This is a genomic window from Bacillus cereus group sp. BfR-BA-01309, from assembly GCF_022664315.1.
Taxonomy (GTDB): Bacteria; Bacillota; Bacilli; order Bacillales; family Bacillaceae_G; genus Bacillus_A; species Bacillus_A mobilis.
Window position 1 is genome coordinate 269,192 of record NZ_JAKUHE010000003.1, and the last position, 26,120, is coordinate 295,311.

Genomic DNA, 26,120 nt, shown 5'->3' on the forward strand with positions numbered 1-26,120 from the left:
TTACAAAAGTGAAACCTACGAAGGGGGATTTGATGAGGAAACTGACAAAAACATTCATCGTATCATTAACATTATGTATTGCATTTACAATTTGGGGGATTATTCCCGAATCTATTATTGGAAAAGGTAGCTTAGGAAATGTAACAACCGCAATTCAAACTGCATTAGTTAGTAAGTTTGGATGGTTCTATATTATTTCTGTTTCTATTATATTAGGTGTGTCTATCTTTTTAATTGTTTCGAAATACGGTTCTATTCGTTTAGGTAAAGAGGATGATGAACCTGATTATAGTTATATGACATGGTTTGCTATGCTATTTAGCGCTGGTATGGGTATTGGTTTAGTTTTCTGGGGCGTTGCCGAACCATTAAACCATTTGTACGCACCTCCGTTTGGAGAAGGGGCAACTGAGGAAAGTGCGCGTCTTGCACTACGTTTTTCATTTTTCCATTGGGGATTACATCCGTGGGGACTATATGCATTTGTAGCGCTGTGTATTGCTTACTTTACTTTTAGAAAAGGAAAAGCAAGTACGATTAGTGCGACAGTAGGTCCGTTATTTAAAGGCGGGGAACATGGACGTATTGCTCATTCATTTGATGTGTTAGCTGTTTTCGCAACTGTGTTTGGTGTTGCAACATCATTAGGTCTTGGTGCGAAACAAATTGCTGGTGGTGTTAGTTATTTAACATCTATCCCGAACTCATTGCCGACACAGTTAGTTATTATTGCAATCGTAACCGTTCTTTTCATGTTATCTGCGCAAACAGGTCTTGATAAAGGAATTAAATATTTAAGTAATGCGAATATTATTTTGGCGTTTGCACTTATGATTATTGTATTATTTGCAGGTCCAACAAACTTTATTATGAATTACTTCACTTCAACAATTGGTTCTTATATTCAGGAATTGCCAAGCATGAGCTTCCGTTTAAGTCCATTAGATGAAGGCGGAAATCAATGGATTCAGTCATGGACAATTTTCTATTGGGCATGGTGGATTGCATGGTCACCATTCGTAGGTACGTTTATTGCACGTGTTTCACGAGGACGTACCATTCGTGAGTTTGTTATCGGTGTGTTACTCGTACCGACTGTAATTGGTGCACTTTGGTTCTCTGTTTTCGGCGGGACTGGTATTCATATGGAGCTGTTTGGTGATGCTCATATCTTCGACAAAGTGAAAGAGATGGGAACAGAAGTAGGGTTATTCGCTATGTTCGATCAGATGGGAAGCTTTGGATCAGCTTTATCGGTATTAGGTATTCTGCTTATTGCAACATTCTTTATTACATCTGCAGACTCTGCGACATTTGTTTTAGGGATGTTAACGACACATGGTAGTTTAAATCCACCAAACCGCATTAAAATGGTTTGGGGTATCGTTTTAGCATCGATAGCTTCTACCTTATTATATATTGGTGGATTAGAAGCACTGCAAACGGCAGCTATTATTGCGGCATTCCCATTCGTCTTCGTTATTTTCTTTATGATGGCAGCATTATTTAAAGAGTTACAAAAAGAGGGGCGTATGAAGCGTCATAAATAATAGAAGGAAAAAGAGCTGATTATATATCAGCTCTTTTTTATATAGAAGGAATTTTAACTGCAAGTCAGGGAAATAAAATACTTTACTATGTAAGTAGTATGCCTTTTATATAAAGAAAAATCGATACGTTTCGACAAATTCCGATAATTTGTAAATTCTATTCATATTTTTGACAAAAAATTGTCGGAAATGTGTTGTCACGTTTATGTATATGTGCTATATTATTTCCTGTAAGCGATTTCAAATAGTTTTAAAGCGCATTCAAGGGGGACATCTAGAATAATGAAACGTTACGAAAGAAAGTGGAAGCATATTTGTTTGAAACGTGTGGCACATCGTAGTGTCCAAGAAAGCACGGAACCTAAGACTGAAACGCGCAAAGAACAGCAAGAGAAGCAATTGGTTCTACAAAAATAGCAATCACTTTTTCGTATATAAATGAAGGTCAATCGTTCGTTGGGGGATGGACGTGAAATTACTTTCAGCTAAGGGGTATTGTCTGATATATAATTTATACGGCAATAAATAAGCACAGAGCATACGGCGCTCTGTGCTTATTTTTATTATTTATCTTTTTTGAATCGAACTGTTTTATCCCAGCCAATGACTTGTTTCTTGCTCTTTGCACGTAAGTATAAAATTAAGCTACGAATGAATAAGTACGTAAAGAGCTGTGCGTACGTAAAGTACATGATAACACTAATAAAAATATTAGTTGGTGTAAAGGTTCGTTCTACACTCTGGGCACTAAATAATTGAGAAACATATGTAATATATGCGACATACCACATAAATAGTAGCGGAATGCTATATTGAATTTGGAATATCCCGAGTAACCCAATTACAAACCAAACGTTCGAGATGATTAAGAATAGCCAAAATACAACATACACTAAAACTTGTTGTAAGGAATGGACGAGAAGTTTTCCTTTAAAGAAACTTAAGGAAGAAAACATTTTTTCTAAAATATACAAGTTCCCTTGGAGCCAACGTGTACGCTGCTTAATAAGGATTTTTAAATGCTCAGGTTCTTGTTCCCATGTAATCGATTCTGGAACGATTGGCAAGAGATAGCCTTTTTGTGTAATTCGTAATGTTAATTCAGCATCTTCTGCAATTGCATACGGGTCATAACCGCCAAGCTCTTCTAATGCAGAGCGGCGAAGAAGCATGTTTGTTCCTGTTAGTGAACCTGTTTGGAATAGTAACCAGCGTCCGGATTGCATAAGGAGCTGGAAGATTTGAAATTCTAATGAAATCATTCGTGTTAGCCAGTTTCTTTTTTCATTTACAGTACGAACGTGACCGACAGCTCCAACAGCATCCTCGGTTGTTTCAGCGTGTTCTACAAGCATTCGCAGTGCATGTGGTTCAGGCTGGTTATCTGCATCATACACACAAAAGTATTCACCATCTGAAATACTAAGACCATAGTTTAATACACGCGATTTCCCTTTTGGTTCACCCGCCGGTACACGAATGTGACGAATATGAGCATAAGCTTTATCGAAATCGTCACCAATTTCAGGTGTCTCATCTTGAGAGTTATCGTTTAATAAATAAACAGTTAGTTTGCCTGGATATTCAATCTTCGCCATCGCCTCTAAAGTATCTTTAATAACGACACCTTCATTGTGGGCGGGTATTAAAATGTCGACGCTTGGATAATGTTCTAGCGTACGATCTTTTCGTTTCCTATTTCGGTGAACTAAGCCCGCAAGTGTTAAGAAAGAATAGTAAACGAGTAAGCCAGAGAACAGAAAGGCTGTAAAAATAAGTACATATTTAATTGAAAATGTGATGCTGATCCAAAAAACAAGTACGCAAAACAGGAGGAATAATAGGAGTATAACGAGTGTCATCATAATACTGTCGGTCCTTTTGTAGCGATTTGTTCTCGTTTAATCTTAATGTCTTGAATTGCCTCAGCTGCAAGCCATTTTTCCATTTTAGGCTGTAGGCGGTTCATTACAATATCGGCACCAGCTTCATTTGTATTTTGTAATAAAATGACTAATGTGTTGTTATCATATTCAGCAACAAGGTCAAAGTCAGCCCTTACCGTTTCAACTAATAATGAAGCTACACGGTCCATAACACTTTCCTTCGTATATTTACTAAAGGGAGTGAAGTCAAAATAAATCATAAGGCCTGTTTCATTACGACGATTCATTGCATTTATTAATAATGCTTGTCGTCTTTCGAATTCTTGTCTCGTTAATAATTTTGATTCTCCAATGTATTGTTCTAACGTTCTCACACGTTCGGTTAATTCTTTATTTTCATGAATGACCTTCTTTAATAAATGAGTTGAGATATATACGATGAAGAAGTTTGCTGCCATTAGGAAGTGGGTAATAATGTATTCCCATTGTTCTGATGTACTCCATAAGTAAAGCCACGCTTGGTAGAACAGATAGAATACCGAAGTAATGGTTCCTAATATAAAAAGAACAAATGCGGTTTTATCAGTCAATAATAGAAATAGTACATTAACAATTACATATATAATTGTGAAAATGAGAGCATGCTCATATTGTGTTACATGTACAGTTGTAAAATAAAATAAAATTTGTAAAATCCACATAGAGAGGACTTTATAGAAGTTATCTTTCACAAAACTTTCCTCCTTAAAGGTAATTCATGCAAGGATACTTGTAGTATGCACAATTATTAAGAAATAGACCGGATGGCTAGATTCTTTTAGAGAGAGCAACAACAAGTAGTATCTCTCTTTTGTAAGAAAAAATAAACAGACTTACTAATTATTGTATCATAATGTTCTTATATTTAAGCATAAAGTATTTAATATATATCGAAAAAAATAAATAACAAAAAGTCCCCTCTTTAGAAAAGAGGGGACTTATATCAATTTATAGGAACATCATACCTGCAACTGCTGCATTTAAGAAGTTCGCTAGTGTACCAGCGATAACTGCTTTAATCCCTAATTGTGCAATTTGTTTACGGCGAGTAGGAGCTAGCGTTCCTGTTACACCTAACTGAATTGCGATAGAAGAGAAGTTTGCGAATCCACAGATTGCGAATGTTAAAATTAAATTTGTTTTTGCAGAGAACTCTGCCATGTGTGGTCCTAAGTTTGCATATGCAACGAATTCGTTGATTGCAAGTTTTTGACCGATAAAGCTTGCTGCTTGTACAGCTTCACCAGGAGAAACCCCAATTAAGATTGCAAATGGTGATAATAAGTAACCGAAAATTAAATCAAGGCTAAGTTTAATATGGAACAGAGAGCCAATTAATCCTAATAGACCATTTAATAAAGCGATTAATGCGATGAAAGCCATTAACATTGCTGCTACGTTAATAACAAGTTGCATACCTTCAGATGCACCACGTGCCGCTGCGTCAATAACGTTTGCATCTTCACGTTCTGTAGAAAGTTCAACGTTATTATCTACTTGTTCTGTTTCTGGCATAATTAGTTTCGCAATTAATAAACTTGATGGAGCTGCCATAATTGCTGCTGCTAATAAGTGTTCTAACGGAATACCCATTGCTGCATAGCCGACAAGAACTGATCCGGCAACAGCTGTCATACCGCTTACCATAATAGTAAAGAATTCACTATTTGTTAAACGTGCTAAGTAAGGTTTAATTAAGATTGGAGCTTCAGTTTGTCCTAAAAATACAGTTGTTACAGAGTTTAAACTTTCAGCCTTAGAAGTTCCAAGAAGTTTACTTAATGCACCACCAACGACACTGACAAATTTCTGCATAATACCGAAATGATATAAGATTGCAACTAATGAACTAATAAATACGATTGGAAGTAGTGCTTGAATGAAGAAAACAAATCCCCAAGGGCCTTTTGCGTTGACTAAATCCCCAGCAACGAATTTAATTCCCTCGTAAGAAAAATTAATTAACCCTTGAACGCCATCTGCAGCGTATTTTAAACCTGCTTTTCCGGCATCCCATCGTAATACGATAAATGAAAATGACATTTGTAATGCTAGCGCGATTAAAATTGTGCGCCAATTAATAGCTTTGCGGTTGGAAGATAGTAAGAAAGCAATTGCTAATACTCCAATCACGCCGCCAATTCCCCATAAAAGATTCATGCAGTGTATGCTCCTTCCTCATAGTAAAAAAAGTGTATAAACCAGTTGTCTATACGTTTACGAATATAACATCTTAAGTAACTTATCATAATGGACATCAGAGGTCAAACGTCTAACGAAAAGTTTAAATAAAAAGAAAATTCTTTAAAAAAACACATATAAAATGAATAGACATGAAATAGGTTATGTTTTTTATGTGGAAATATACATTATGATAACGTTATGGATCATTATTGTAGAATATGGTGTATGAAATAGGGAAATAGATACATTATTTTTTCAGGGGAAATAGGTCATACACATTAAAAAGAGCCTTCTAGTAATCTAGAAGGCTCTAAAAATATAACTTAAGGTGCTTTCGTATAACCTAAGAAGTGCTTACTCCAATAAGAGTTACTTAGTGAAGCAATTGCTACACCTTTATCTCCAGCTTGGATAAACGATCCGCCTCCAAGGTAAATACCCATATGAGAAGGACCAGCTTTATAAGTGTCTTTGAAATAAATTAAGTCACCTGGTTGTGGATTTGAAGTTTGTGGTAGGCTACCCCAATATCCCGCAACACTTTGACGACTAATGTTATGACCAAATTTCTTAAATACGTGGTAAATGTAGCCACTACAGTCAACACCGTTAGCAGAAGTACCGCCCCAAACGTATGGTACGCCTTGCATTCCTTTTGCATATGCAAGTATGGAAGAACTATCGCCGCTATTATTATTGTTGTTATTGTTTTGATTATTATTTTGGTTGTTGTTAGGTTTATTATCTACTGCGCCACCCACTGGTGTTTTAGAAAGGTAACGTGTTCCGATATAACCAGTTTGGCCGTTGTAGTTAATTTTACTCCATCCAGAGTTTTCAGAGATTACTTGAACCTTCTGTCCTTGTGGAAGAGCCCCTATGATTCTATAATTTGTACCTTCGCCGCTACGTACATTTAAGGCAGAAGCATTAATGTAGTAGTCACCAATTGCACCTTGATTAGGTTGTTCAGGTTGTTTTGGTTGCTCAGGAGTAGCAGTGCCACCTTTAACGAATTTTACAAACTCGCTACTAACGAAGCCTGTTTTTCCTTGATAGTTTACTTTAAACCAACCATTTTCAGATCCAACTACGTTTAATGTAGTCCCATTTAACACGCCGCCAATTACACTATGGTAAGCAGCAGGGCCTGTACGAACGCGTAGAGATGTTGCGTTAACAACGTAAGTACCACCAGTTTGAACGGTTACATTATTATTTTGATTATTATTTTGGTTGTTTCCTTGTGTAACGTTATCGCTAGAACCGCCTTTTGTTACGTAGTCTTTGCTTACGTAAGCTGTTTGTCCTGCATAATTGATTTTGAACCAATCTTGAACTTCGCCAACAACTTGTACGACTTGTCCTTTTGTAACAGAACCTACAGTTGTGTGAGAAGTGCTAGGACCTGTACGAACACGAAGGGAAGATACATTTACTGTGTAGTTTCCGCTTGCTGGTTTTACAGATTCTTGGTTGTTATTATTCGTATTGTTGTTTGAAGAACCTGCATTAGAAGAAACACCAGATACGAATTCGCTACTTACATAGCCAACTTGTCCATTATGGTTGATTTTCACCCAACCATTTTCTTGGCCAATTACGTTTAATGTTTGTCCTTCATATACACGTCCTGAAACAGAACTAGAAGTGTTAGGAGCGGTACGTACACGTAATACATCAGCAGTAACTTTATTCTTTCCACCTGTTGTACTTACGTTAGAATTGCTTGCTCCATTTTTTGATACGAATTCGCCACTAACAAAGCCTGTTTTACCATTAATGTTAATTTTGAACCAACCATTTTCTTCGCCAATCACGTTTAAAGATTGACCGTTATAAACGCGAGAGATGATGTCGTGAGAAGTACTTGCTCCTGCACGAACATGTAATACGCTAGCGTTTACCGTATAAGATGAGCTGTTTGATGCATAAGCTTGGACAGTTGTAGCAGCTTTTTGTGTATTTTGTTCAGGGGCAGCTTGAACACTATCAAGTGTAGGGGCTGCTCCTCCTGCTACAGACACTGCCGCAAGACCGGCAAGGTATTTTTTCATAATTTGTCGATTCCTTTCTGTCTGTAATGTAGTGAAGAAATATTTACCAACTGTTAAAAATTCTAAAGAGCATGTCGATTACTGTCAAGACTTATGCGGTAATCTTAATATGACAAAAAGATTACAAAAAAAAATCAAGGCATAAATCTATACCTTGATTTCCATTTAAATGCATATATTGAATGTAGAAAGTGTAGAAATGATTTGTGTTTAAGAAGATGACATATTGGAGTGTAACAAGCTTTGAGAAAATGACCTTTGCAGCATTTTTGTGATAGGGCCAACTTGGCCATCTTGGATTGCGGTTCCATCCAGGTGAGTCATTGGCAAAATTTCAATCGTTGTTCCTGTAAAGAAACATTCATCCGCTTGATAAACATCACGAACGCTGAAAAGTTCTTCTTGTACAGGAATGCGAAGGGTCTTCGCTAAAGAAAGGACATATTGACGAATAATACCATTTAAAATAAGGTGATTAGCTGGATGTGTGTAAAGAGTTCCATTTTTGATTAGAAAGAAGTTCGAGCAGCTTCCCTCAGTTACAGTACCATTTCGTACGAAAAGAGCTTCTTTACAACCTTTGCGTTCCGCTTTCGTAGCAGCTAATACATTGGGTAATAAATTTAATGATTTGATATCACAGCGTAGCCAGCGCGTATCCGGTTCTGATATAGCACGTACACCATATTCAATCCATAACGCGGGTCTTTCTTTCTTCGTAATATAGGCATAGATTGTCGGCGGGACGTCATATGAGAATGTGTGGGTACGAGCTTGTACACCGCGAGATACTTGCAAATAAATCGTTCCATCTTCGTAGAAATTATTACTTTCAATTAGTTTGTAAAGTAGGATAATAAGTTCTGCTTTTGAGAAAGGGAGTGATAATTCTATTTCTTCCATGGAGCGATATAATCTTGTGATATGCGGATCTAATAAGTGAAAGTTCCCTTTATATAGGCGAATAACCTCGTAGACACCATCTCCAAACTGTAAGCCTCTTTCTTCAAGTTCTATGTACGATTTTTGTTTCGTTGTATCAATAACTGCATCATTCCAAAGTACAAATCTTTCATATGCCAATTTCCGTCCCATCCTTTCGTAAGTGCATAAGTAAAGTGAAGCTTTCATTCGGAATAAAAATCACTATAGTAATTTTTATGTGAGTACTTCTTTACATATGACGTATATGTATTTGTAAATGGTAGAGAAGTAGTAGTGATTTACAGCATTTTGTATATACAAATTCGAAAATAAGGAATAAGAATCCTGCTTTTGAATAAAAAAAAGCAACATTCTTATGGAATGCTGCACAAGGAGGGTAGCTATCTTTCATAGGGACATCGTCTTATTGAATGTTTTGTGTATGGAAACAAAACACATTGAAAGACAATTATAAGAAAGTAGAAATAAACGATTCATATATTTCTTTAAGGGATCTTATTAAAGATGAGAGATAAGAAATATATAGAAACTCGCTTACATATTTTATTATAGAGATGTTTCATTAATCCTATGTGAATATTTGGTAAAGGTTATGTAATGTTAAAGTTAATGAATATAAGTGATTGTATGGAGAAATATAAAAAAAAGAGGCTGAGATTACTCAGCGCTCTTCTTTTCTTCTTTAATAGCTGTCTTTACTTCACCAGTTTTGGTCTTATTACTTTCAGAGAAGCGAAGTAAGTCACCTTCAATGATTTTGTCAGACATGTTCAATTCATTTTGGGCACGATCAATAAGTGGTTGAGATTCTTCTTTTGGCAATTGTACAACTTCGCCAGTAGTACGGTCGTAGAATGTACTGTTCGTGTACATGTACTTATCTGTAATGAAGCTACCGTCACGAAGAACGACGAATCCTTTATTATCAGGTGAGAATACATCATGACCGAATTGAACTTGATTCGTAGAATCTACACCAAGTAAGTTTAGAATTGTTGGTTTAATGTCAATTTCACCAGTTGGTTTTGAAATTGTTTTACCTTCTTTTTGACCTGGAACGTGAATAAACATCGGTGTTTTTTGTAAGTTCATATGGTCAAATGTAGTGATTTCTTCTTTTCCTAAGAACTGTGCCATTGCACGGTTATGGTTTTCAGAAATACCATAGTGATCACCGTAGAATACGATAACTGAGTTGTCGTAAATACCTTCTGCTTTTAGACGCTCAATAAAGTGTTTCATTGCTTCGTCTAAATAGCGAGCAGTTACCATGTAACGGTCAAATACGCCATCACCAGAATTGTATTCATCGATTAATTTCGTACTTTCATCATAAGTGAATGGGTAATGGTTTGTTAAAGTAAGGAAGCGAGTATAGAACGGTTGCTTTACTTCTTTTAACATATCAATAGATTGATCGAAGTATTCGATATCTTTTAATCCCCAATTTAATTTCGTTTCTGGCGTAATCTTGTAGTCAAGTTCGTTGTAGTAACGATCATAACCAAGTGCCGGATACATAATATTACGGTTCCAGAATGTTGCGTTGTTCGCGTGGAATACTGATGTGTGATATCCTTGCTCACGTAAAATTTCTGGAGTTGCTGTATATTCGTTATTACCGTGTGTGAAGAATACAGCACCACGGTCTAGTGGATACATGGAAGTATCTACTAAGAATTCAGCATCAGATGTTTTTCCTTGCCCAGTTTGATGGAAGAAGTTATCAAAGTAATAACTTTCTTTCGTAAATTGGTTTAAGAACGGTGTAACTTCTTGTCCGTTAACTGTTGCACCAATTAAGAATGTTTGTAGTGACTCCAGAGAGACAACAATTACGTTTTTCCCTTTTGCAGTACCAAACATATTAGGATCTGGTTTGCTTTGTGTTGTTTTTACGTAGTTTTCTGTTTCTTGTAATTTACTACCGTCAGCAAAAGCTTTTTGTGAACTTGATTTTGCTTGTAAGCCAAGGTCGTAAACTTGGTGTACATATAAACCTAAGTTTTTAACAAGCATAACGCGGTCAAATGAACGTGTTAATAGTTCTGGACGCTCAGCTTCTGCCAGTCCTAAGTTTGCGAAGAAAATAGCAACTGTTGACACGAAGTATAGGGAACGCATTGGGCGTGCTACACGCTCTGTCGGTGCAAAATTCTTCATCTTCTTCAATAAAATGAAGAATACGATAATATCAGCAAATGCAAGGATGATTTTGTAGTTAAACAATTCTTTCACACTAGAACCTAAACTTCCAAAGTTAGATGTTTGTCCTAGTACAGGTAAAGTAACGAAGTCATTGTAGAATCCGTAGAACATTACGTTACCAACAAGAATGATTGTTAAGACAAAATTAATTCCAAGTGCTATATAGTTACGTTTTTTTCCTTTTGCAAATAATGCAAGGCCAACGAGCAGTAATGATGCTGCTAATGGGCTAAGGAATAAAATGAATTCTTGCATGAAAGATTCAAGTTTTAAATCGAAGCTTGTGCGTGTAATAATATACGTCTTCAGCCATAAAGCTAAAGCTACGAATACAGTGAAACGCACATTTTGAAATTGTGATTTCAAGGTTTCTTTCATTCATTTCCACCCTTTCTCTATCAGGCTTGGTCGATTTTGGAGCGAAAAATGCTAAAATAAAAAATACATAGTTTTCTTGGCCATAATTAGAGGTTCTATATTCACCCATATACGACTATAACTATGCATACCCTTTTGGTTTCTTTTGCTGCTCATAAGTATAACGTCATTTCTGTATTATACAACAAAATTCATTTCTGAGAAACACTATAACATTTTACATTTTTTGTATGAGGTTTGTCACTACCAGAGAAAACTTTAACATTCGTTTATATGTCCGTCAACTAGAAAATATAACAAAGGTAGAGCAGAATGTTAAGTGGAATTGAAAATTTTCTAGGTTGAGAAATAAGAAATGACGATGGGTAAGCGGTTATCTAGAAACCTATTATATGAAGGGAAGTACGGGAAAATTAACGAACACTTGTTCTTTTTTCGTTTGTTTGTTACAATGAAAGTTCATTGATAGATTATGTGTAATTTTGATGAACTTTTACTGATAACATATTGTAGCTTATTTCTTTTAAAAAATAGGGAGGCTTTTACATGAAACAAAAATTTTCAGTTGAAGCGTTTTGGGAAAAAGTAAAACATGTTGCAAAACAAGCAGGGCAGTCGGTCATTTATGCAAGTTTATTATTGTTTTACGTTTTGCAGAAACCGGATGTTCCAAAACGAGTGAAAATTATTGTAATTGGAGCACTTGCTTATTTTATTGCACCGATTGATGCGATTCCGGATTTCATTGCTGGAATTGGTTATACGGATGATTTAGGGGCGTTAATGGCTGCGCTATTACAAGCGTCGATATACGTCAATGAAGATGTGAAAGATAAGGCACGAGTGAAGTTGGCAGAATGGTTTGGTTCGGATATAGACACATCCTTTATCGATCAGAAATTAGATCAATAGGTGAGAACTGTCATATGGTGACAGGGCGAACGTAAGCGAGGAAGTGCATTATGCCATCAGGAAGAACGCATACGAAAATAAACTTAATATCCCTTCCGGTTGTTTTGTTTATGCTCTTTTCGTATGGATTAACAAACTTTGATTTTTTATTAACTTTTGCAATTGGTTTTTTAGTAGGTACTACATTTTTAACGCCGGATTTAGATACGTATAGTAATGCGTATAATAAATGGGGATTCTTACGTATATTTTGGTATCCGTATAAGAAGGTAATGCCGCATCGATCCTTCTTTACACATACAGTTATACTTGGTGATGTGATTCGTATTGCATACATGTTAATTGTATTTTCTCCGTTTTTATTCCTATTAAATGTAATCGCGCTTGACGGGAATTTAATAGAAATTGTGAAGAAACATGAGGTTGAAATTATAACGTTCGTAATGGGAATTGTCGTAGCGAGCACGCTTCACATTATAGCGGATAAAGTGAATACGCGCCGCAAGAAAATGATGAGAAAAAAGAAGAAACGCAGAAGGTAAAAAAACCGTCCCAAAAGGTATTTTGGGACGGTTTTTTCTTATTAAAAGGTTGTCGTATCATCGATAACCTTTTATTTATTATTATGCATGCTGTTTTAATCAAACGTTTGTTTAAAATTAAGCTTTCAGTATTTTAATCCCTTTTACGATGTTCCAAATGAAGTAGTATAAGCTAATAATGCCGCAAATACATAAGACAATCATTGCTCCAATTCCAAGTGTTACGTCTGGTTGATCAGATCCGATACCCATAATTCCTAGAATAATGAATCCAATAAATGCCGCGATGCTTGGAATGATGTGTGTCCATAGAGCGCGTTTTGCGTGTGGTTTTGTTTCAGAATCGCCCACAATCCACACAATGATAGGGAATAAGATAGGGGCAAATAATACACTAAAGTATGATAAAGCTGCTAATATTTTGTTTCCGTTCATATATATCACCTCATAAATAATATCCGTTGTTATACCTTTATTATGCAGGAAATGTAGCGAGCTTCCTATCGATGAACATTACAAGAACGTGACGTTTTTGTAAGATTTTCATGTTAAATAATAAAATTTTCAAAAAAATCTTTTGTAATGGAAATTGTTGTGATAAAATTAATGAAAACGTTTTCTTAAACGTTTTTTTATTTTAGACTTAAAGGTATGATGACCTGATAGTCTATTGATGAGGTTATTCTATTTAAAAGGGGATTCTTTAGGGGGAGAGAACAATGAACACATGGACACAAGTTTATGATCCGTTCGGAAACATTTGGATTTCGGCAGCGGTCGCACTTATTCCGATTATCTTTTTTTTCTTAGCTTTAGCAGTTTTCCGCATGAAGGGGTATGTGGCAGGATTTGTTACAGTTGTACTTACAATTTTAGTGGCGTTATTCGCTTATAAGATGCCGTTCACGATGGCGATGGCAGCGACCGGATATGGTTTCTTATACGGACTATGGCCGATTGCTTGGATTATCATTATGTCGGTATTTTTATATAAAATATCTGTAAAAACAGGTCAATTTGATGTCATTCGTGCATCTGTATTATCCATTACAAATGACCATCGTTTACTCGTTATTTTAATCGGTTTTTCATTTGGAGCATTTTTGGAAGGGGCAGCAGGATTTGGTGCACCAGTAGCGATTACGGCAGCACTCCTTGCAGGTCTTGGATTAAATCCTTTATATGCAGCGGGTCTTTGTTTAATCGCAAATACGGCACCGGTAGCGTTCGGAGCGATGGGAATTCCGATTACAGTTGCTGGACAAGTAACAGGTATTGATCCACATAAAATTGGACAAATGGCTGGACATCAATTACCATTTCTATCATTATTTGTTCCGTTCTTTATCGTATTTTTAATGGATGGATTTAAAGGAGTAAGACAAACATGGCCAGCTCTATTTGTAGCGGGTAGCTCATTTGCAATTACGCAGTTCATTACAGCGACGTTTTTAGGACCAGAACTTCCGGATATTACGTCAGCACTTGTAAGTTTAGTGAGTTTATCGCTATTCTTAAAAGTTTGGCAGCCGAAAGAAATCTATCAGTCTAAAGAAGTAAATAGTGAAGTAGCTGCGACAACGACAGCAACATCTATGCCGAAACTAACAGTAGGAAAAGTAGTAAAAGCATGGTCTCCATTCATTATTTTAACTGTGATGGTAGTCATTTGGAGCCAAAGTTTCTTTAAAGCGTTATTTGCTCCAGGTGGCGCATTAGAAAGCCTCGTGTTTAAGTTTGAAGTTCCAGGCTTACACAATCTCGTAATGAAAGCAGAGCCAATTGTAAATAAACCGACGCCTTATGAAGCAATCTTGAAATTAGATATTTTATCAGCGACGGGAACAGCAATTTTAATTGCTTGTATCATTTCTATCTTTATTTTGAAAATGAGTGCAAAAGATGCCGTAGTAACATTTAAAGAAACGCTAAATGAACTTAAGATGCCAATTCTATCTATCGGATTCGTATTAGGATTTGCATTTATCGCAAACTATTCTGGTCTATCTTCTACATTGGCATTAGCACTTGCAGGAACTGGCGGACTATTCCCGTTCTTCTCACCATTCTTAGGCTGGATCGGTGTATTTTTAACAGGATCCGATACGTCAGCGAATGCACTGTTCTCGAATTTACAAGCGATTACAGCGCAGCAAGTCGGTGTATCTGAAGTACTTCTCGTTGCAGCAAATACAACGGGCGGTGTAACAGGAAAAATGATTTCTCCGCAATCGATTGCGATTGCTTGTGCCGCAGTTGGACTTGCTGGAAAAGAATCAGATTTATTCCGCTTTACAGTGAAGCATAGTTTATTCTTCGTCATTATTGTTGGTATTATGACGTATGTACAGGCATATTATTTAACGTGGATGATTCCATAAACAACAAAAGAAATAAACTTTGCATTTTTCAGATTATCGTGTATGATGGGAAAGTATTGAAAATTAAATCAGTGATAAACTAGGGGTGCCTAACGTATGCGTAGGCTGAGAGAGAAGCGTGTGAACTTCTTAACCCTTTGGACCTGATCTGGCTCGTACCAGCGTAGGGAAGTTAACGGCTTTACATAATGATGTCTTTATGAGCCAGGTCCTTATTTTTTTATGGACCTGGCTCTTTTTATTTTGGCATACGCTGGCCATATCTCGTCCTTGTCACGTACAGGGGGGCAACAAAGGTTATGAAACAGTCTGTTTCAGCTGAGCAAATTGAATTGAAATCGAGTTTAACAGGAAGTAAGAAAGTGTATGTGGATGGACCACGCGCGGGTATGAAAGTGCCGATGCGCGAGATTGAACAAAGTGAAACGAACGGCATTCCAAATCCGCCAATTCGTGTATATGATACGAGCGGTCCTTATACAGACCCTGCGTATAAAGTGGAGCTGGAAAAGGGAATTCCAACGCCGCGTCACTCTTGGATCCTGGAGCGGGGAGATGTAGAAGCATACGAAGGGCGCGAAGTGAAACCAGAGGATGACGGTGTGAAGGTGGCTTCGAAACATACACCTGTCTTTCCACAAATGGCTCGCCAGCCGCTTAGAGCAAAGCAAGGGGCAAACGTTACGCAAATGCATTATGCGCGTAATGGCATCATTACGTCTGAGATGGAATATGTTGCGATTCGTGAAGGAGTAGAGCCTGAGTTTGTTCGTAAGGAAATCGCAGAAGGTCGTGCCATTTTACCAGCGAACATTAACCATCCGGAAGCAGAACCGATGATTATCGGGCGTAACTTCCACGTGAAGGTTAATGCAAATATCGGAAACTCTGCTGTATCTTCTTCGATTGCAGAAGAAGTAGAGAAGATGACGTGGGCAACGCGCTGGGGTGCGGATACGATTATGGATTTATCTACAGGTAAAAATATTCATACGACGCGTGAGTGGATTATTCGTAACGCGCCTGTACCAGTCGGAACTGTACCGATCTATCAAGCGCTGGAAAAAGTAAACGGAATTGCAGAAGATTTAACGTGGGAAGTGTATCGTGATACGTTAATTGAGCAAGCGGAGCAAGGTGTTGATTACTTTACGATCCACGCGGGCGTGTTACTTCGTTACATTCCGATTACTGCAAAGCGTACGACAGGTATCGTTTCACGTGGTGGTTCAATTATGGCACAGTGGTGTTTATTCCATCATAAAGAAAACTTCTTATACACTCATTTTGAAGAGATATGTGAAATTATGAAGCAGTACGACGTTTCGTTCTCGCTTGGAGATGGATTACGTCCAGGTTCGATTGCAGATGCAAATGACGAAGCACAGTTTTCTGAGCTTGAAACACTTGGTGAATTAACGAAGATTGCTTGGAAACATGATGTGCAAGTGATGATTGAAGGACCTGGGCATGTACCGATGCATTTAATTAAAGAGAATATGGAGAAAGAACTTGATATTTGTCAGGGCGCGCCGTTCTATACACTTGGGCCGTTAACGACAGATATTGCACCAGGTTATGACCATATTACATCCGCAATTGGGGCTGCAATGATTGGCTGGTTTGGAACGGCGATGCTTTGTTATGTAACGCCGAAAGAACACTTAGGTTTACCGAATAAAGATGATGTTCGCACGGGGGTTATTACGTACAAAATTGCTGCACATGCAGCTGATCTTGCGAAAGGGCACAAAACGGCTCATCAGCGTGATGATGCACTTTCAAAAGCTCGCTTTGAATTCCGTTGGCGCGATCAATTTAATTTATCTTTAGACCCTGAACGTGCGATGGAATATCACGATGAAACACTGCCAGCAGAAGGCGCGAAAACGGCACATTTCTGTTCAATGTGTGGGCCGAAGTTTTGTAGTATGAGAATTTCACATGATATTCGTGAATATGCGAAAGACAACGATTTAGAAACGACAGAAGCAATTGAAAAAGGGATGAAAGAGAAAGCGAAGGAATTTAAAGACACTGGGAGTCATTTATACCAATAACACGTTACACCTCTTTACTTGATTGATCACACTGTAGTACCTAACTTAAATATAGAAGAAGCCCGCTTTGCTAAGACGGTAGCAAAGCAGGCTTCTGTCGTTTATCCCGCTTTAATGGGCAGTAAGACCCCCAACTCAAAATTCAGCGAAAGCAAAGAAGTTAGGTGGGGGTCGGGCTGCTCATAAAAGTCCGATTGGTGAGGGCTGATTAAAGTTTCACTTTATAAGGCGAAGAAGAGGTGTACCCAGTAGTATAAGAGGAATAATGTGACGACTGTTGTGAGAGGGATAACGATAAGGGATACACTTAAATAGTCTTTCCATTTTACTTTAATTTTGTTTTGTTTCAGGATATACATCCAAATGAGGGAAGCTAGTGTACCGATTGGTAATAATAGTGAACCGATGTCACTACCAATAATGTTTGCGAGGTAGATAGTTTTTAATGTGACTGGGTCTAGTCCCATTTCTGTTAATGTGATTGTACCAATCATAAGTGCAGGATGGTTATTGAAGACGTTAGAGAGGAGGGAGACGAGTCCACCCATTGCAAAGCTAGCATAGAGTAGATGTTGACTTACAACTGGTTCAAGCCAATTTACAAGCGCCGCTGTTAATCCTGCGTTGTGAAGCCCGTAAATAATGACGTACATAGAGAATGCGAAAATTAAAATGTGCCACGGTGTCTTTTTCAAAATATCGACAGGGTTTGTTCGTAAGTAGTACCATCTCCAGATGAGAAGAGTGAGTGAACCGAGTACAGCAACAATTTCGATTGGAATCGATAAGAAGGATGCCACGAATAGAAGACAGCGCATAAGGAAGACGAAGCCTAATACTTTTAACATAAATTTTGTACGTTTTTGTTTCGTATCAACAGAATTTTTTCCTTTTAACGGATGGAAGTTTTTCGTGAAGAAAATTTCTTCAATATCATATGAAGAAACAGGTAATCTTTCTGGTAGCTTTTTCTTTAAAACTGTATACATAAGCCATGACATAAATAGTAGTCCTAATGTTGCTGGTACAAACATCATTGCTGTGTGCATATAAAGAGTCATATGAACGATATTTAATGCGATTAAGTTTACGATATTACTTACACCAATTGGTGCACTAGAGGCAGTGGCGATTAAAGCACCGCTTAATAAATAAGGGATTTGTTGATGAGGTTTTAATTTAAGATTTCTCAGTAGTAAAATTAGGATTGGTGTTGTAATTAAAATACTACCGTCGTTATTGAATAAAAGAGTCATAAGAAAACAGAGTAATTGAATGTACCAGTATAAGCGGCGACCGGAGCCTTTTGCTAAATTCGCAAGTTTTGCTGCGGACCAGTGGAAGAAGCCGAAACTTTCTAATATAACCGCCATAACGATGGTCGCTAATATTGTTATGGAGGCACCGCCAATTTTACTAATAATGTCCATGACGTCTGGTTTTGATACAAGTCCAGTAATCAGGATAATGCCAGCGCCAATTGCTGCCGGCCACGCCTCATTTAAACCACGAGGTCGCCAAAAGATAACAATCATCGTTAAGAAGAATACAATAATAGTAATCCATATTTCAATGCTCATATTTTGCCTACCTTTCTATGTTCCCTTGAACAAATGTAGCTTGTCTCAAGTTTGTATTGGTAGTATATTCAGCAAAAAATAGGAAGAACTAGACGTATAATAGAATAAAGTGAATATGTGTTTTTCAAGTGAAAGGACAAGTGTCACGGATAGTGAAATAACTATTGTGAGATGAGTCTATAAATTAATGGGGCGATAAGACAGAAAATGAAATTTATATGGGTGATTATGGAGATATATTGGCGCAACGCAAAATATATCAGCGATTTTTAAAATATATCGACTTATCGACAAAACATGACAAAAGGAGCCCATCCCAAAATGCCTTTTGGAACAGACTCCGAGGCTATATTATTTTTCCTTCAAAAAAGTTCGATCCTTCAAGAATAAATTCCAGAAGAAAATAAATCCTGGTAGTAAAATTGCGATTCCAATTGCGTATAGGATAAGCAATGCATAGAATGTTTCTGTCGTTGTAAAACTTGTAAATACAGTTACATCAGGATAAATAATATACGGTAAATGCGCGACACCGTAAGCGTAACTTGCAAATGCATATTGAGCGACGACTGCTAAAACGGCGATGCGAGGATATCCTAGTGTGCCATACTTCTTGTTTGTCCACCAAAGAGAAGAGTACCCGATAACGAATAAAACGATAGAAACTGTAAACCATGGGAATTGCTTTATGAGTCCTTGCATAAGCCAGTGCGTTTCCGGATCCATTACAACGAGGGCGATAATCGCGGTAACGAGTGTTGCAGGACCAAGGATGATGGCGTTTCTTCTATAAATTCTATACGAATCTTCTGAACCTTGCTCTCTCGCAAAATCAGCAAGAAAGAGAGAGGAGAGAAATAGTTCCGAAGTTAGCCCGAAGAGCATATAGCAGTAGATAACCGGGCTAGAAAGAAGTTTTCCATACAGAAGTACTTCTTTTCCTTCAGACATTGTAATATAAGCCCCCTCTGTAACGGGTAAAACGGTAATTAATAAGGCTGGAATTAAGAGCCCAGTAATACCTGAAATCACCCGAAGAAGGAATTGATACTTTGGCAGAGAGTAGGCAAATACCATGAACGTACTACGAATTGCAATGAGTATTAAAATTAACATAACTGGCACGAACATCACTGTCGCAAGGGTGAAAGCAGCTTTCGGAAAGAAGCCGAGAAAAGCGACAACGACAAAGACGAGAAATGTATTTGTTACTTCCCAGGTTGGTGATAAGTACCGATTGGCAAGCTTGGCAGCGAGCGTTGGATGTTTTGCGTATACCATGCCCCAAAAACCTGCTCCAAAATCGATGGACCCTAATATACTGTATACGAAAATAAGAGCCCATAAGATGATGATTGCAATACTTTCCTCATGCACGAGAATCGCCTCCTTCGTGATGTAAATCATTTGTAAGCGGATGTTTCTTAAAGAATGTCCGTAGTACAAAAACTGTTAAAATACCGAGTCCAATATATAAAATAATGAATAGAATAAATAAAGGACCGACAAAATCAGCGCGTGTAGAAGCGTCGACTGTACGTTGCATACCATAAATGGTCCAAGGTTGACGACCACTACAGCTGAAAATCCATCCGAATTCAATACCGAGCATCATAATTGGTCCACATGCAGCAGCTCCCCAAAGAAGCCACTTCGGTAATTCTGTTCCTTTTTTTCGGTAAACAAAGTACCAATATAAGAGGGCGATTGCCGCAACTGCAAAAGTAAAGGCAGCGGTGCCGACCATTAAGTTGAATAGTGTATGTGTATAAAATGGTGGCCATGTTTCTTGTGGGAATTCCTTGAGTCCTTTTACGACGGTGCTAGGGTCGAGTCCCACTAGTAGGCTAAGCATGTTCGGAATTTCTAGTGCATAGTTTAGTTCAAGCGTGTTAGGATCTACAACTCCGCCAATTGATAACGGTGCATGTGATGTCGTTTCAAATAAAGCTTCAGCAGATGCAAGTTTTTCAGGGGAATGCTTATGTAAGGCAATCGCCGATTCGTGTCCGGAAAGCCACATCGTAGCACCTGTAATAAATGTCACGACGAGTCCTAACAGTAGTCCCTTTTTATGATATGCCACTTCACGTTTACTTAAATTCTTCTTTAATAATTTAAATCCAGCGATAGAGGCAATGACGGCAGCTCCAGTTGTATAGGCTGTAATCACAACGTGGAATGCGCTTGTGCCAAAACTCGGATTAAAGAAAGCTTTCCACGGATCAACGTTAAAAACTGATCCATCTGGCCCCATTGAAAAGCCTGCGGGTGTATTCATCCATGTATTTGCTGATGTAATAAGCACGGCAGATGCCGTGGCACCAATCATGACGAAGAATAGCGAGATTAATCTCATAAATGGAGGTAGTTTATCAGCTGCATATACATAAATGGACATGAACAAAGCCTCTAAAAAGAAAGCGAAAATCTCAATTTGAAAGGGAACAGAAATAACCTGCCCAACAATTTTGGCAAAACCAGGCCAAAGAAGTGAGATTTGCACACCAACAATTGTTCCAGTTGGAATTGCTACACCGAGAAGGATGGCAAACGCCTTCGTCCATCTTTTCGCCATAATGGCATAATCGGAATCTTTCTTCCAGTGATAGAGTATTTCACTTATAAAAATCATCAATGAAAGTCCCACGCCAAGTGTTGCAAAGATAATGTGGAATGCTAATGAAGAACCAAAAAATGCTCTTGCTAATGTTACCGTATCCATATGTAAACTCCTCTTCTTTTTTTGCCATTATTTTCTGATTGAATTGGAAGATTTATTCAAAAAAACTACCAAAAATATATATGTATTTAAAAAGTGGATATGGTAATATGTTGATTGAATATTCTAAATAAAAAGAAGTTAATGTTTAATAATATTTTGTTTGTTTTTTAGTGAGGAATATTTTATAATCTTTTATGCGAACATAAGTTCTGTTTTAGAGGTGAAGAAGTTTATGTGAAATGGAGAGGATGTTTTATGTATCCTGAAGTCATTAAAAAGATGGCATTTTCAAAAGAGCATAGAGATTTATTATTGAAGCTGTATAATAAAGAGATTACGCGTCGTGAATATGATCGACTTGTAGCATCGCTATATAGACCTTCTAAAGAGGCTTGTGAGGGATAGAGGCACGGGAGACAATCTAATAGATTGTCTTTTTTACATTCATGTATGTTCTGGTAAAATTAAGGTTAGTCTTAATGGGGAGGTGAAAAGATTGCGGAAACGTTTATATATAGGGATTGGAGTTATTCTCTTAATTGCTTTAGGTGGCATTGTATTTTGGGCGGCTATACAAGGAAACCGTACAGAACATTTTATTTTAAGACATATGGTGAATGAAAATGGGACACTTGCCACATATCGTTTAGCGGATACAAAGGCAGGTAAGGGTGAAGCGAAAGGTCGTGAAGCTTTATCGGAATCAGCAGGACTCTGGCTACAATATACACTCGATAAAGACGATCAAGCGTTATTCGATGAACAAGTTAAAGTTATTCAAAATAGCTTTGTACATAAGGATCAAATCGTTATATGGAAAATTTCTGAAAAGGGAGAAATGCAGTCAGCTACAAATGCACTTATAGATGATCTTCGTATTATAGAACAATTATATCGTGCTTATGAGATGTATAAGGAGGAGCGTTATAAAAACTTAGCAGATCAATTGAGTGACGCTGTAATTCGTTATAATAAGAAAGATAATTATTACGTTGATTATTATGATGCAGATGCAGGGAAACAAAATAATTTCGCAACTACATCATACTTAAATCCGCACGCATTCTCGTATATGAAGAAGTACGGCAAAGTTTCTGCACAGCAATATCAGGAAGTCGTTCAATTTTTAGCGGATTATCCAAGGCATGGCTGGGCATTCCCAAAAGAGTATAAAGAAGATGGTACATTTACGTACGATAAAGAAGTGAATCTTATTGACCAATCATACGTGGCATATCATCGAAGTTTAGGTGGCCTTTCATCAGATGCTTATTTGGAATTTATAAAGAAGAAGTTCCAGGAGGATGGAAAGCTATACGGTCGTTACAATTTAGAAACGGGAAAACAAACTGTGAATTATGAATCGCCAGCTGCTTACGGACTAACGATCTTGTACGTACTACAAACAGGTGATACAAAGTTTGCAAAGGAATTATATGATCATATGGTCACATTCCGAAATGATAATGTATTTAGTAGATATTACGGCGGATACGTAACAGGTGAAAATAATAATACGCATATTTTTGATAACGTATTGCCACTTTTAGCGGAAATAGAATTGGAGAAGAATAAAAAATAGAAGGTGCTATCCCCTTTTGGGGTAGCACCTTCTATTTGTGTCGTTATTTATTGATATAATTTTACACCTTAATATTAGAGAAGTATTCAATCACAAACTTACGGAATTGCTGAGCAGTTTTCGATAAGTAGCGTTTCTTTGACCAACTTAAGCCGATAGTTCGCTCGCAATTTGGTTCAATAATACGTAACTTATTTAATGCTAAAGTAGAGTTTTTTAATAAAGTTAAACTTGGGACAAAGGCGATGCCGAGACCTTGCTTAATGAGGTCGCTAATCACGGTTGGTTCATCTACTTCAAAAGCGATATGTGGAGTGAAACCAGCTTCCTTGCAAAATTCATCTGTTAAGTGCCGAAATCCGTAACCAGTGTTCATACTAATAAATGGTTCATCTTTTACCTCATGCAGATGGATGCTTTCACGTCCTGATAAACGATGACCTGAAGGGACGACTAAGAAAATTTCTTCTGTAATAAGTGGTTCCCACATAATTTCCTCGCCTTCAATGGGCACAGAAGAAATGCAAAAGTCAATTTCTATATTATCTAGTTGTCGCTTCATAGAAGGAGTAGATGCGAGAAATTGTTGGAAGCGAACGTTAGGATGCTCTAGTAAAAAAGAACCGAGTAGTTCTGGTAATATTCTTGGAATAGAAACTGCCAGTGTAATAGAGCTTTGTTGTAATTCAGCTAAATCTTTAATTTCTCGTTCACCTTCACTTAATTCATGGAAAATGCGCTCTACTCGTTTTAAAAATACTTTTCCAAAAGAGTTTAATGTAATCTGTCGACCTTGGCGATCAAATAACGGGACGCCTAAGTCCTTTTCTAATCTAGCGATTGTTTTGCTGAGCGAAGGTTGTGCGATATGCAATTCTTCAGCGGCTTTTGTCATATGTTCTAATCGTGCGACTGTCCGAAAGTATTTTAGTTGAAGAAGTTCCATTTTGATTCTCCTTTCTATAGACCAAAAGGAATGGATTGATAATTAAAGATGTATTATACAGTATGGAAAGTGGCGTGTATAGTAAATCTGTTAAACCATTCTAATGGTGTTAAATTAGGAGAAGGAGTATGTTTCATGAATGGAATTCAACTTATATTTAAAGATTGGAAAGCGATGTGGCACCATAAACATGGACGTATCGCCTTAATTTTTTTATTAATCGTTCCTTTAATTTATTCAGGATTCTTTTTAGCTGGATATTGGGATCCGTATGGAAGATTAGATAAATTACCTGTTGCGATTGTAAATTTAGATAAGGGTGCTGTGATGGATGAAAAAACAATTCATGCAGGAGACGATTTTGTAAGGAATTTAAAAGAGAATAAGGAACTAGCTTTTCATTTCGTATCAGAAAAAAATGCGGATGAAGGGTTAAAAGAAGATAAGTATTATATGGTTGTTACGATTCCAAAGGATTTCTCTAAAAAGGTAAGCACACTTATGGATGAGAAACCAGAGCCAGCACAACTTCAGTACAAAGTGAATCCGGGTAAAAATTTTGTAGCAGCTCAAATTGGAACGACAGCTGTTGAAAATATGAAAACAAAAATTTCAAATAGTATTACGAAATCTTATACAGAAGGTGTCTTTTCAAAGTTTCAAGACTTAGCACAAGGGTTGAGTGATGCAAGTAATGGTGCTGAGAAGTTACATGAAGGAACGACAGATGCAAGAAACGGGGCAAATCAGCTTGCAGATGGTATTCATCGTTTAAGTGACGGGACATCAAAAGTGAAAGAGGGAAGTGAAAAACTTGCTGATAGCCAATCAGCCTTAACTGGTGGGGCAAACGAGCTGAGTCAAGGAGCGACCTCACTTCATAGTGGTATGGAATTATTAGCACAAGGTGAAAAAACTTTACAATCAGGGGTTAGTGAATTAAGTGCTGGTACAAATGAATGGATGAATGGAAGTGAGAAGCTTACTGAAGGGCAAGTGAAGGCGGACAATGCAGCGAATAGTGTAAAACAACAACTAGAAGAGTACGTGAAAAGTCATCCAGAAGTGCAGCAAGATCCTGCTTTTCAAAAAATCATTGCTACTTCTAATGGATTAGCTAAAGCAACAAACACTTTAAATAATAGCCAACAACAATTGACACAAGGTGCGCAGAAGCTTGCGGATGGTCAGCATAAGGTTGAAGAAGGTATGAATACATTTGGAGTTAAGTTAAATGAAGCTACTACTGGAACGAAAAAGATCGCAGATGGTGCTGCGAATTTAGCTAATGGATTTACGAAGTGGGGAAGTGGATTTACATCATTACAAGAAGGGGTAAATCACCTTGCGAGTGGCGGAACAGAGCTAAATCATGGTGCTGATCAGTTAACGAACGGACTTGTTAAACTTGACGATGGCGCGGAAGAACTTTCTACGAAATTGGGAGAGGGTGCAGAGAAGATAGCGGATGTTCGCAATGATGATGCACGCAATACGATGTTCTCAGAGCCAGTTCAATTAGTGAAGTCGACAGTTTCTGATGTACCTAATTACGGTTCAGGTATTGCACCATATTTCTTATCACTTGCATTTTATGTTGGCGGAATTATGGCATCGAATATTTTACCACTTGGCCGTAGACAAAATATGAAGGTAAGCGGAACGGTACATTTTATTAATAAACTAGGATTGGTATATGTAATTGGATTGATTCAAGCATTACTAGTAGATGTGGTTGTGCTAGGAGTTATGAACTTAGAAGTTGCAAGTGTGCCACTCTTTGTTTTATCAAGTATCGTTATTTCCTTTACGTTCATGACGTTTATTCTTATGTTAGTAACGGTATTTGGTCTTGTTGGGAAATTCTTAGCGGTAACGCTTCTCGTCTTGCAATTAGCGACGAGCGGGGGGACTTTCCCAGGAGAATTAAATATAGCTGTTCTTAGCAAAATTGGACAATTTCTTCCAATGTCCCATTCTCTTAGAGGGCTACAAGATGTGATTTCTTTAGGAGATTGGTCTCAATTACAAATACAAATTTTAATATTGTTATGCTATCTCGTTGTTGCTGGCGGAATTGCTTGGATCACGAGTCATATACAACATAAGGAAACGAATGCAGAACAAGTTTCTTAAAAAAAGAAG

The 26,120-nt window shown here is 37.5% G+C and carries 19 protein-coding genes and 1 riboswitch; of the genes, 8 read left to right on the top strand and 11 right to left on the bottom strand.

The window, feature by feature from the left end:
* Nucleotides 1-32: 32 nt before the first annotated feature.
* A complete protein-coding gene (opuD, locus tag MR115_RS08385) occupies nt 33-1,550 on the top strand; it encodes a glycine betaine transporter OpuD (protein WP_242240827.1) in 1,518 nt (505 codons plus the stop codon).
* A 563-nt stretch (nt 1,551-2,113) separates the two neighbouring features.
* Here the strand turns inward: opuD and MR115_RS08390 are convergent.
* The 6 genes from MR115_RS08390 to MR115_RS08415 all read right to left on the bottom strand — a co-directional run bounded on the left by MR115_RS08390 (nt 2,114) and on the right by MR115_RS08415 (nt 11,247).
* Nucleotides 2,114-3,415 (bottom strand): glycosyltransferase family 2 protein, encoded by a 1,302-nt coding sequence (locus tag MR115_RS08390; RefSeq protein ID WP_000988760.1) that lies wholly within the window; start codon nt 3,413-3,415, stop codon nt 2,114-2,116.
* Entirely contained in the window at nt 3,412-4,167 is a 756-nt protein-coding gene (locus tag MR115_RS08395) for a PleD family two-component system response regulator (protein WP_000654297.1), read from the bottom strand. The genes MR115_RS08390 and MR115_RS08395 overlap by 4 nt, the downstream gene beginning before the upstream one ends.
* A gap of 256 nt (nt 4,168-4,423) precedes the next feature.
* Nucleotides 4,424-5,635 carry a NupC/NupG family nucleoside CNT transporter gene (locus tag MR115_RS08400; RefSeq protein ID WP_097863759.1) on the bottom strand — a complete coding sequence of 404 codons (1,212 nt, stop codon included), beginning with the start codon at nt 5,633-5,635 and terminating at the stop codon, nt 4,424-4,426.
* A 347-nt stretch (nt 5,636-5,982) separates the two neighbouring features.
* On the bottom strand, nt 5,983-7,716 hold the full coding sequence (locus tag MR115_RS08405; RefSeq protein ID WP_242240829.1) for a C40 family peptidase: 1,734 nt from the start codon (nt 7,714-7,716) through the stop codon (nt 5,983-5,985).
* 210 nt (nt 7,717-7,926) lie between these two features.
* Nucleotides 7,927-8,811 carry a D-amino-acid transaminase gene (locus tag MR115_RS08410; RefSeq protein WP_242240831.1) on the bottom strand — a complete coding sequence of 295 codons (885 nt, stop codon included), beginning with the start codon at nt 8,809-8,811 and terminating at the stop codon, nt 7,927-7,929.
* A 507-nt stretch (nt 8,812-9,318) separates the two neighbouring features.
* On the bottom strand, nt 9,319-11,247 hold the full coding sequence (locus tag MR115_RS08415) for an LTA synthase family protein (protein ID WP_097863756.1): 1,929 nt from the start codon (nt 11,245-11,247) through the stop codon (nt 9,319-9,321).
* Nucleotides 11,248-11,793: 546 nt separating this feature from the next.
* Here MR115_RS08415 and MR115_RS08420 point away from each other — a divergent pair.
* Complete coding sequence (locus tag MR115_RS08420; protein ID WP_242240832.1) at nt 11,794-12,159, top strand: YkvA family protein; 366 nt, start codon at nt 11,794-11,796, stop codon at nt 12,157-12,159.
* A 50-nt stretch (nt 12,160-12,209) separates the two neighbouring features.
* Nucleotides 12,210-12,701, top strand: a complete 492-nt coding sequence (locus MR115_RS08425; protein WP_242240833.1) for a metal-binding protein — start codon at nt 12,210-12,212, stop codon at nt 12,699-12,701.
* Nucleotides 12,702-12,818: 117 nt separating this feature from the next.
* Here the strand turns inward: MR115_RS08425 and MR115_RS08430 are convergent, their stop codons facing one another.
* On the bottom strand, nt 12,819-13,136 hold the full coding sequence (locus MR115_RS08430) for a magnetosome magnetite crystal formation protein family (protein ID WP_242240834.1): 318 nt from the start codon (nt 13,134-13,136) through the stop codon (nt 12,819-12,821).
* Nucleotides 13,137-13,420: 284 nt separating this feature from the next.
* Between MR115_RS08430 and lldP the strand changes: the two genes are divergently transcribed.
* Together lldP and thiC are read left to right on the top strand one after the other, a co-directional pair.
* On the top strand, nt 13,421-15,082 hold the full coding sequence (gene lldP / locus MR115_RS08435) for an L-lactate permease (protein WP_242240837.1): 1,662 nt from the start codon (nt 13,421-13,423) through the stop codon (nt 15,080-15,082).
* A gap of 71 nt (nt 15,083-15,153) precedes the next feature.
* A riboswitch (TPP riboswitch) is annotated at nt 15,154-15,269 on the top strand.
* A 112-nt stretch (nt 15,270-15,381) separates the two neighbouring features.
* Nucleotides 15,382-17,142 carry a phosphomethylpyrimidine synthase ThiC gene (thiC, locus tag MR115_RS08440; RefSeq protein WP_242240840.1) on the top strand — a complete coding sequence of 587 codons (1,761 nt, stop codon included), beginning with the start codon at nt 15,382-15,384 and terminating at the stop codon, nt 17,140-17,142.
* Between the two features lie 221 nt (nt 17,143-17,363).
* Here the strand turns inward: thiC and MR115_RS08445 are convergent, their stop codons facing one another.
* The 3 genes from MR115_RS08445 to cydA form a co-directional block, all read right to left on the bottom strand.
* The gene (locus MR115_RS08445) at nt 17,364-18,722 is read right to left on the bottom strand and encodes an arsenic transporter (protein WP_097817015.1); all 1,359 of its coding nucleotides are present in this window, start codon (nt 18,720-18,722) and stop codon (nt 17,364-17,366) included.
* A gap of 351 nt (nt 18,723-19,073) precedes the next feature.
* Complete coding sequence (locus MR115_RS08450; protein WP_000544166.1) at nt 19,074-20,099, bottom strand: cytochrome d ubiquinol oxidase subunit II; 1,026 nt, start codon at nt 20,097-20,099, stop codon at nt 19,074-19,076.
* A complete protein-coding gene (gene cydA / locus MR115_RS08455; protein WP_061679355.1) occupies nt 20,092-21,447 on the bottom strand; it encodes a cytochrome ubiquinol oxidase subunit I in 1,356 nt (451 codons plus the stop codon). Before cydA ends, MR115_RS08450 begins: the two co-directional genes overlap by 8 nt.
* Nucleotides 21,448-21,702: 255 nt before the next feature.
* On the opposite strand from cydA, the gene MR115_RS08460 reads away from it, so the two are divergent.
* Nucleotides 21,703-21,852 (top strand): hypothetical protein, encoded by a 150-nt coding sequence (locus MR115_RS08460; protein WP_000283173.1) that lies wholly within the window; start codon nt 21,703-21,705, stop codon nt 21,850-21,852.
* Between the two features lie 91 nt (nt 21,853-21,943).
* The gene (locus tag MR115_RS08465) at nt 21,944-23,029 is read left to right on the top strand and encodes a transcriptional regulator (protein WP_242240842.1); all 1,086 of its coding nucleotides are present in this window, start codon (nt 21,944-21,946) and stop codon (nt 23,027-23,029) included.
* 61 nt (nt 23,030-23,090) lie between these two features.
* Here the strand turns inward: MR115_RS08465 and MR115_RS08470 are convergent, their stop codons facing one another.
* A complete protein-coding gene (locus tag MR115_RS08470; RefSeq protein WP_242240845.1) occupies nt 23,091-23,975 on the bottom strand; it encodes a LysR family transcriptional regulator in 885 nt (294 codons plus the stop codon).
* A 135-nt stretch (nt 23,976-24,110) separates the two neighbouring features.
* Here MR115_RS08470 and MR115_RS08475 point away from each other — a divergent pair, with 135 nt between their 5' ends.
* Entirely contained in the window at nt 24,111-26,111 is a 2,001-nt protein-coding gene (locus MR115_RS08475; protein WP_242240847.1) for a YhgE/Pip family protein, read from the top strand.
* The last annotated feature ends 9 nt before the right edge of the window (nt 26,112-26,120 follow it).

Bases quoted from the DNA above. Each gene is read 5' to 3' on its own strand.
- MR115_RS08425 (WP_242240833.1), top strand. From the start codon at position 12,210: ATGCCATCAGGAAGAACGCATACGAAAATAAACTTAATATCCCTTCCG.
- MR115_RS08460 (WP_000283173.1), top strand. From the start codon at position 21,703: ATGTATCCTGAAGTCATTAAAAAGATGGCATTTTCAAAAGAGCATAGA.
- MR115_RS08470 (WP_242240845.1), bottom strand. From the start codon at position 23,975: ATGGAACTTCTTCAACTAAAATACTTTCGGACAGTCGCACGATTAGAA.
- MR115_RS08415 (WP_097863756.1), bottom strand. From the start codon at position 11,247: ATGAAAGAAACCTTGAAATCACAATTTCAAAATGTGCGTTTCACTGTA.
- MR115_RS08390 (WP_000988760.1), bottom strand. From the start codon at position 3,415: ATGATGACACTCGTTATACTCCTATTATTCCTCCTGTTTTGCGTACTT.
- lldP (WP_242240837.1), top strand. From the start codon at position 13,421: ATGAACACATGGACACAAGTTTATGATCCGTTCGGAAACATTTGGATT.
- MR115_RS08445 (WP_097817015.1), bottom strand. From the start codon at position 18,722: ATGAGCATTGAAATATGGATTACTATTATTGTATTCTTCTTAACGATG.
- MR115_RS08405 (WP_242240829.1), bottom strand. From the start codon at position 7,716: ATGAAAAAATACCTTGCCGGTCTTGCGGCAGTGTCTGTAGCAGGAGGA.
- MR115_RS08420 (WP_242240832.1), top strand. From the start codon at position 11,794: ATGAAACAAAAATTTTCAGTTGAAGCGTTTTGGGAAAAAGTAAAACAT.
- MR115_RS08400 (WP_097863759.1), bottom strand. From the start codon at position 5,635: ATGAATCTTTTATGGGGAATTGGCGGCGTGATTGGAGTATTAGCAATT.
- cydA (WP_061679355.1), bottom strand. From the start codon at position 21,447: ATGGATACGGTAACATTAGCAAGAGCATTTTTTGGTTCTTCATTAGCA.
- MR115_RS08475 (WP_242240847.1), top strand. From the start codon at position 24,111: ATGAATGGAATTCAACTTATATTTAAAGATTGGAAAGCGATGTGGCAC.
- MR115_RS08410 (WP_242240831.1), bottom strand. From the start codon at position 8,811: ATGGGACGGAAATTGGCATATGAAAGATTTGTACTTTGGAATGATGCA.
- MR115_RS08430 (WP_242240834.1), bottom strand. From the start codon at position 13,136: ATGAACGGAAACAAAATATTAGCAGCTTTATCATACTTTAGTGTATTA.
- thiC (WP_242240840.1), top strand. From the start codon at position 15,382: ATGAAACAGTCTGTTTCAGCTGAGCAAATTGAATTGAAATCGAGTTTA.
- opuD (WP_242240827.1), top strand. From the start codon at position 33: ATGAGGAAACTGACAAAAACATTCATCGTATCATTAACATTATGTATT.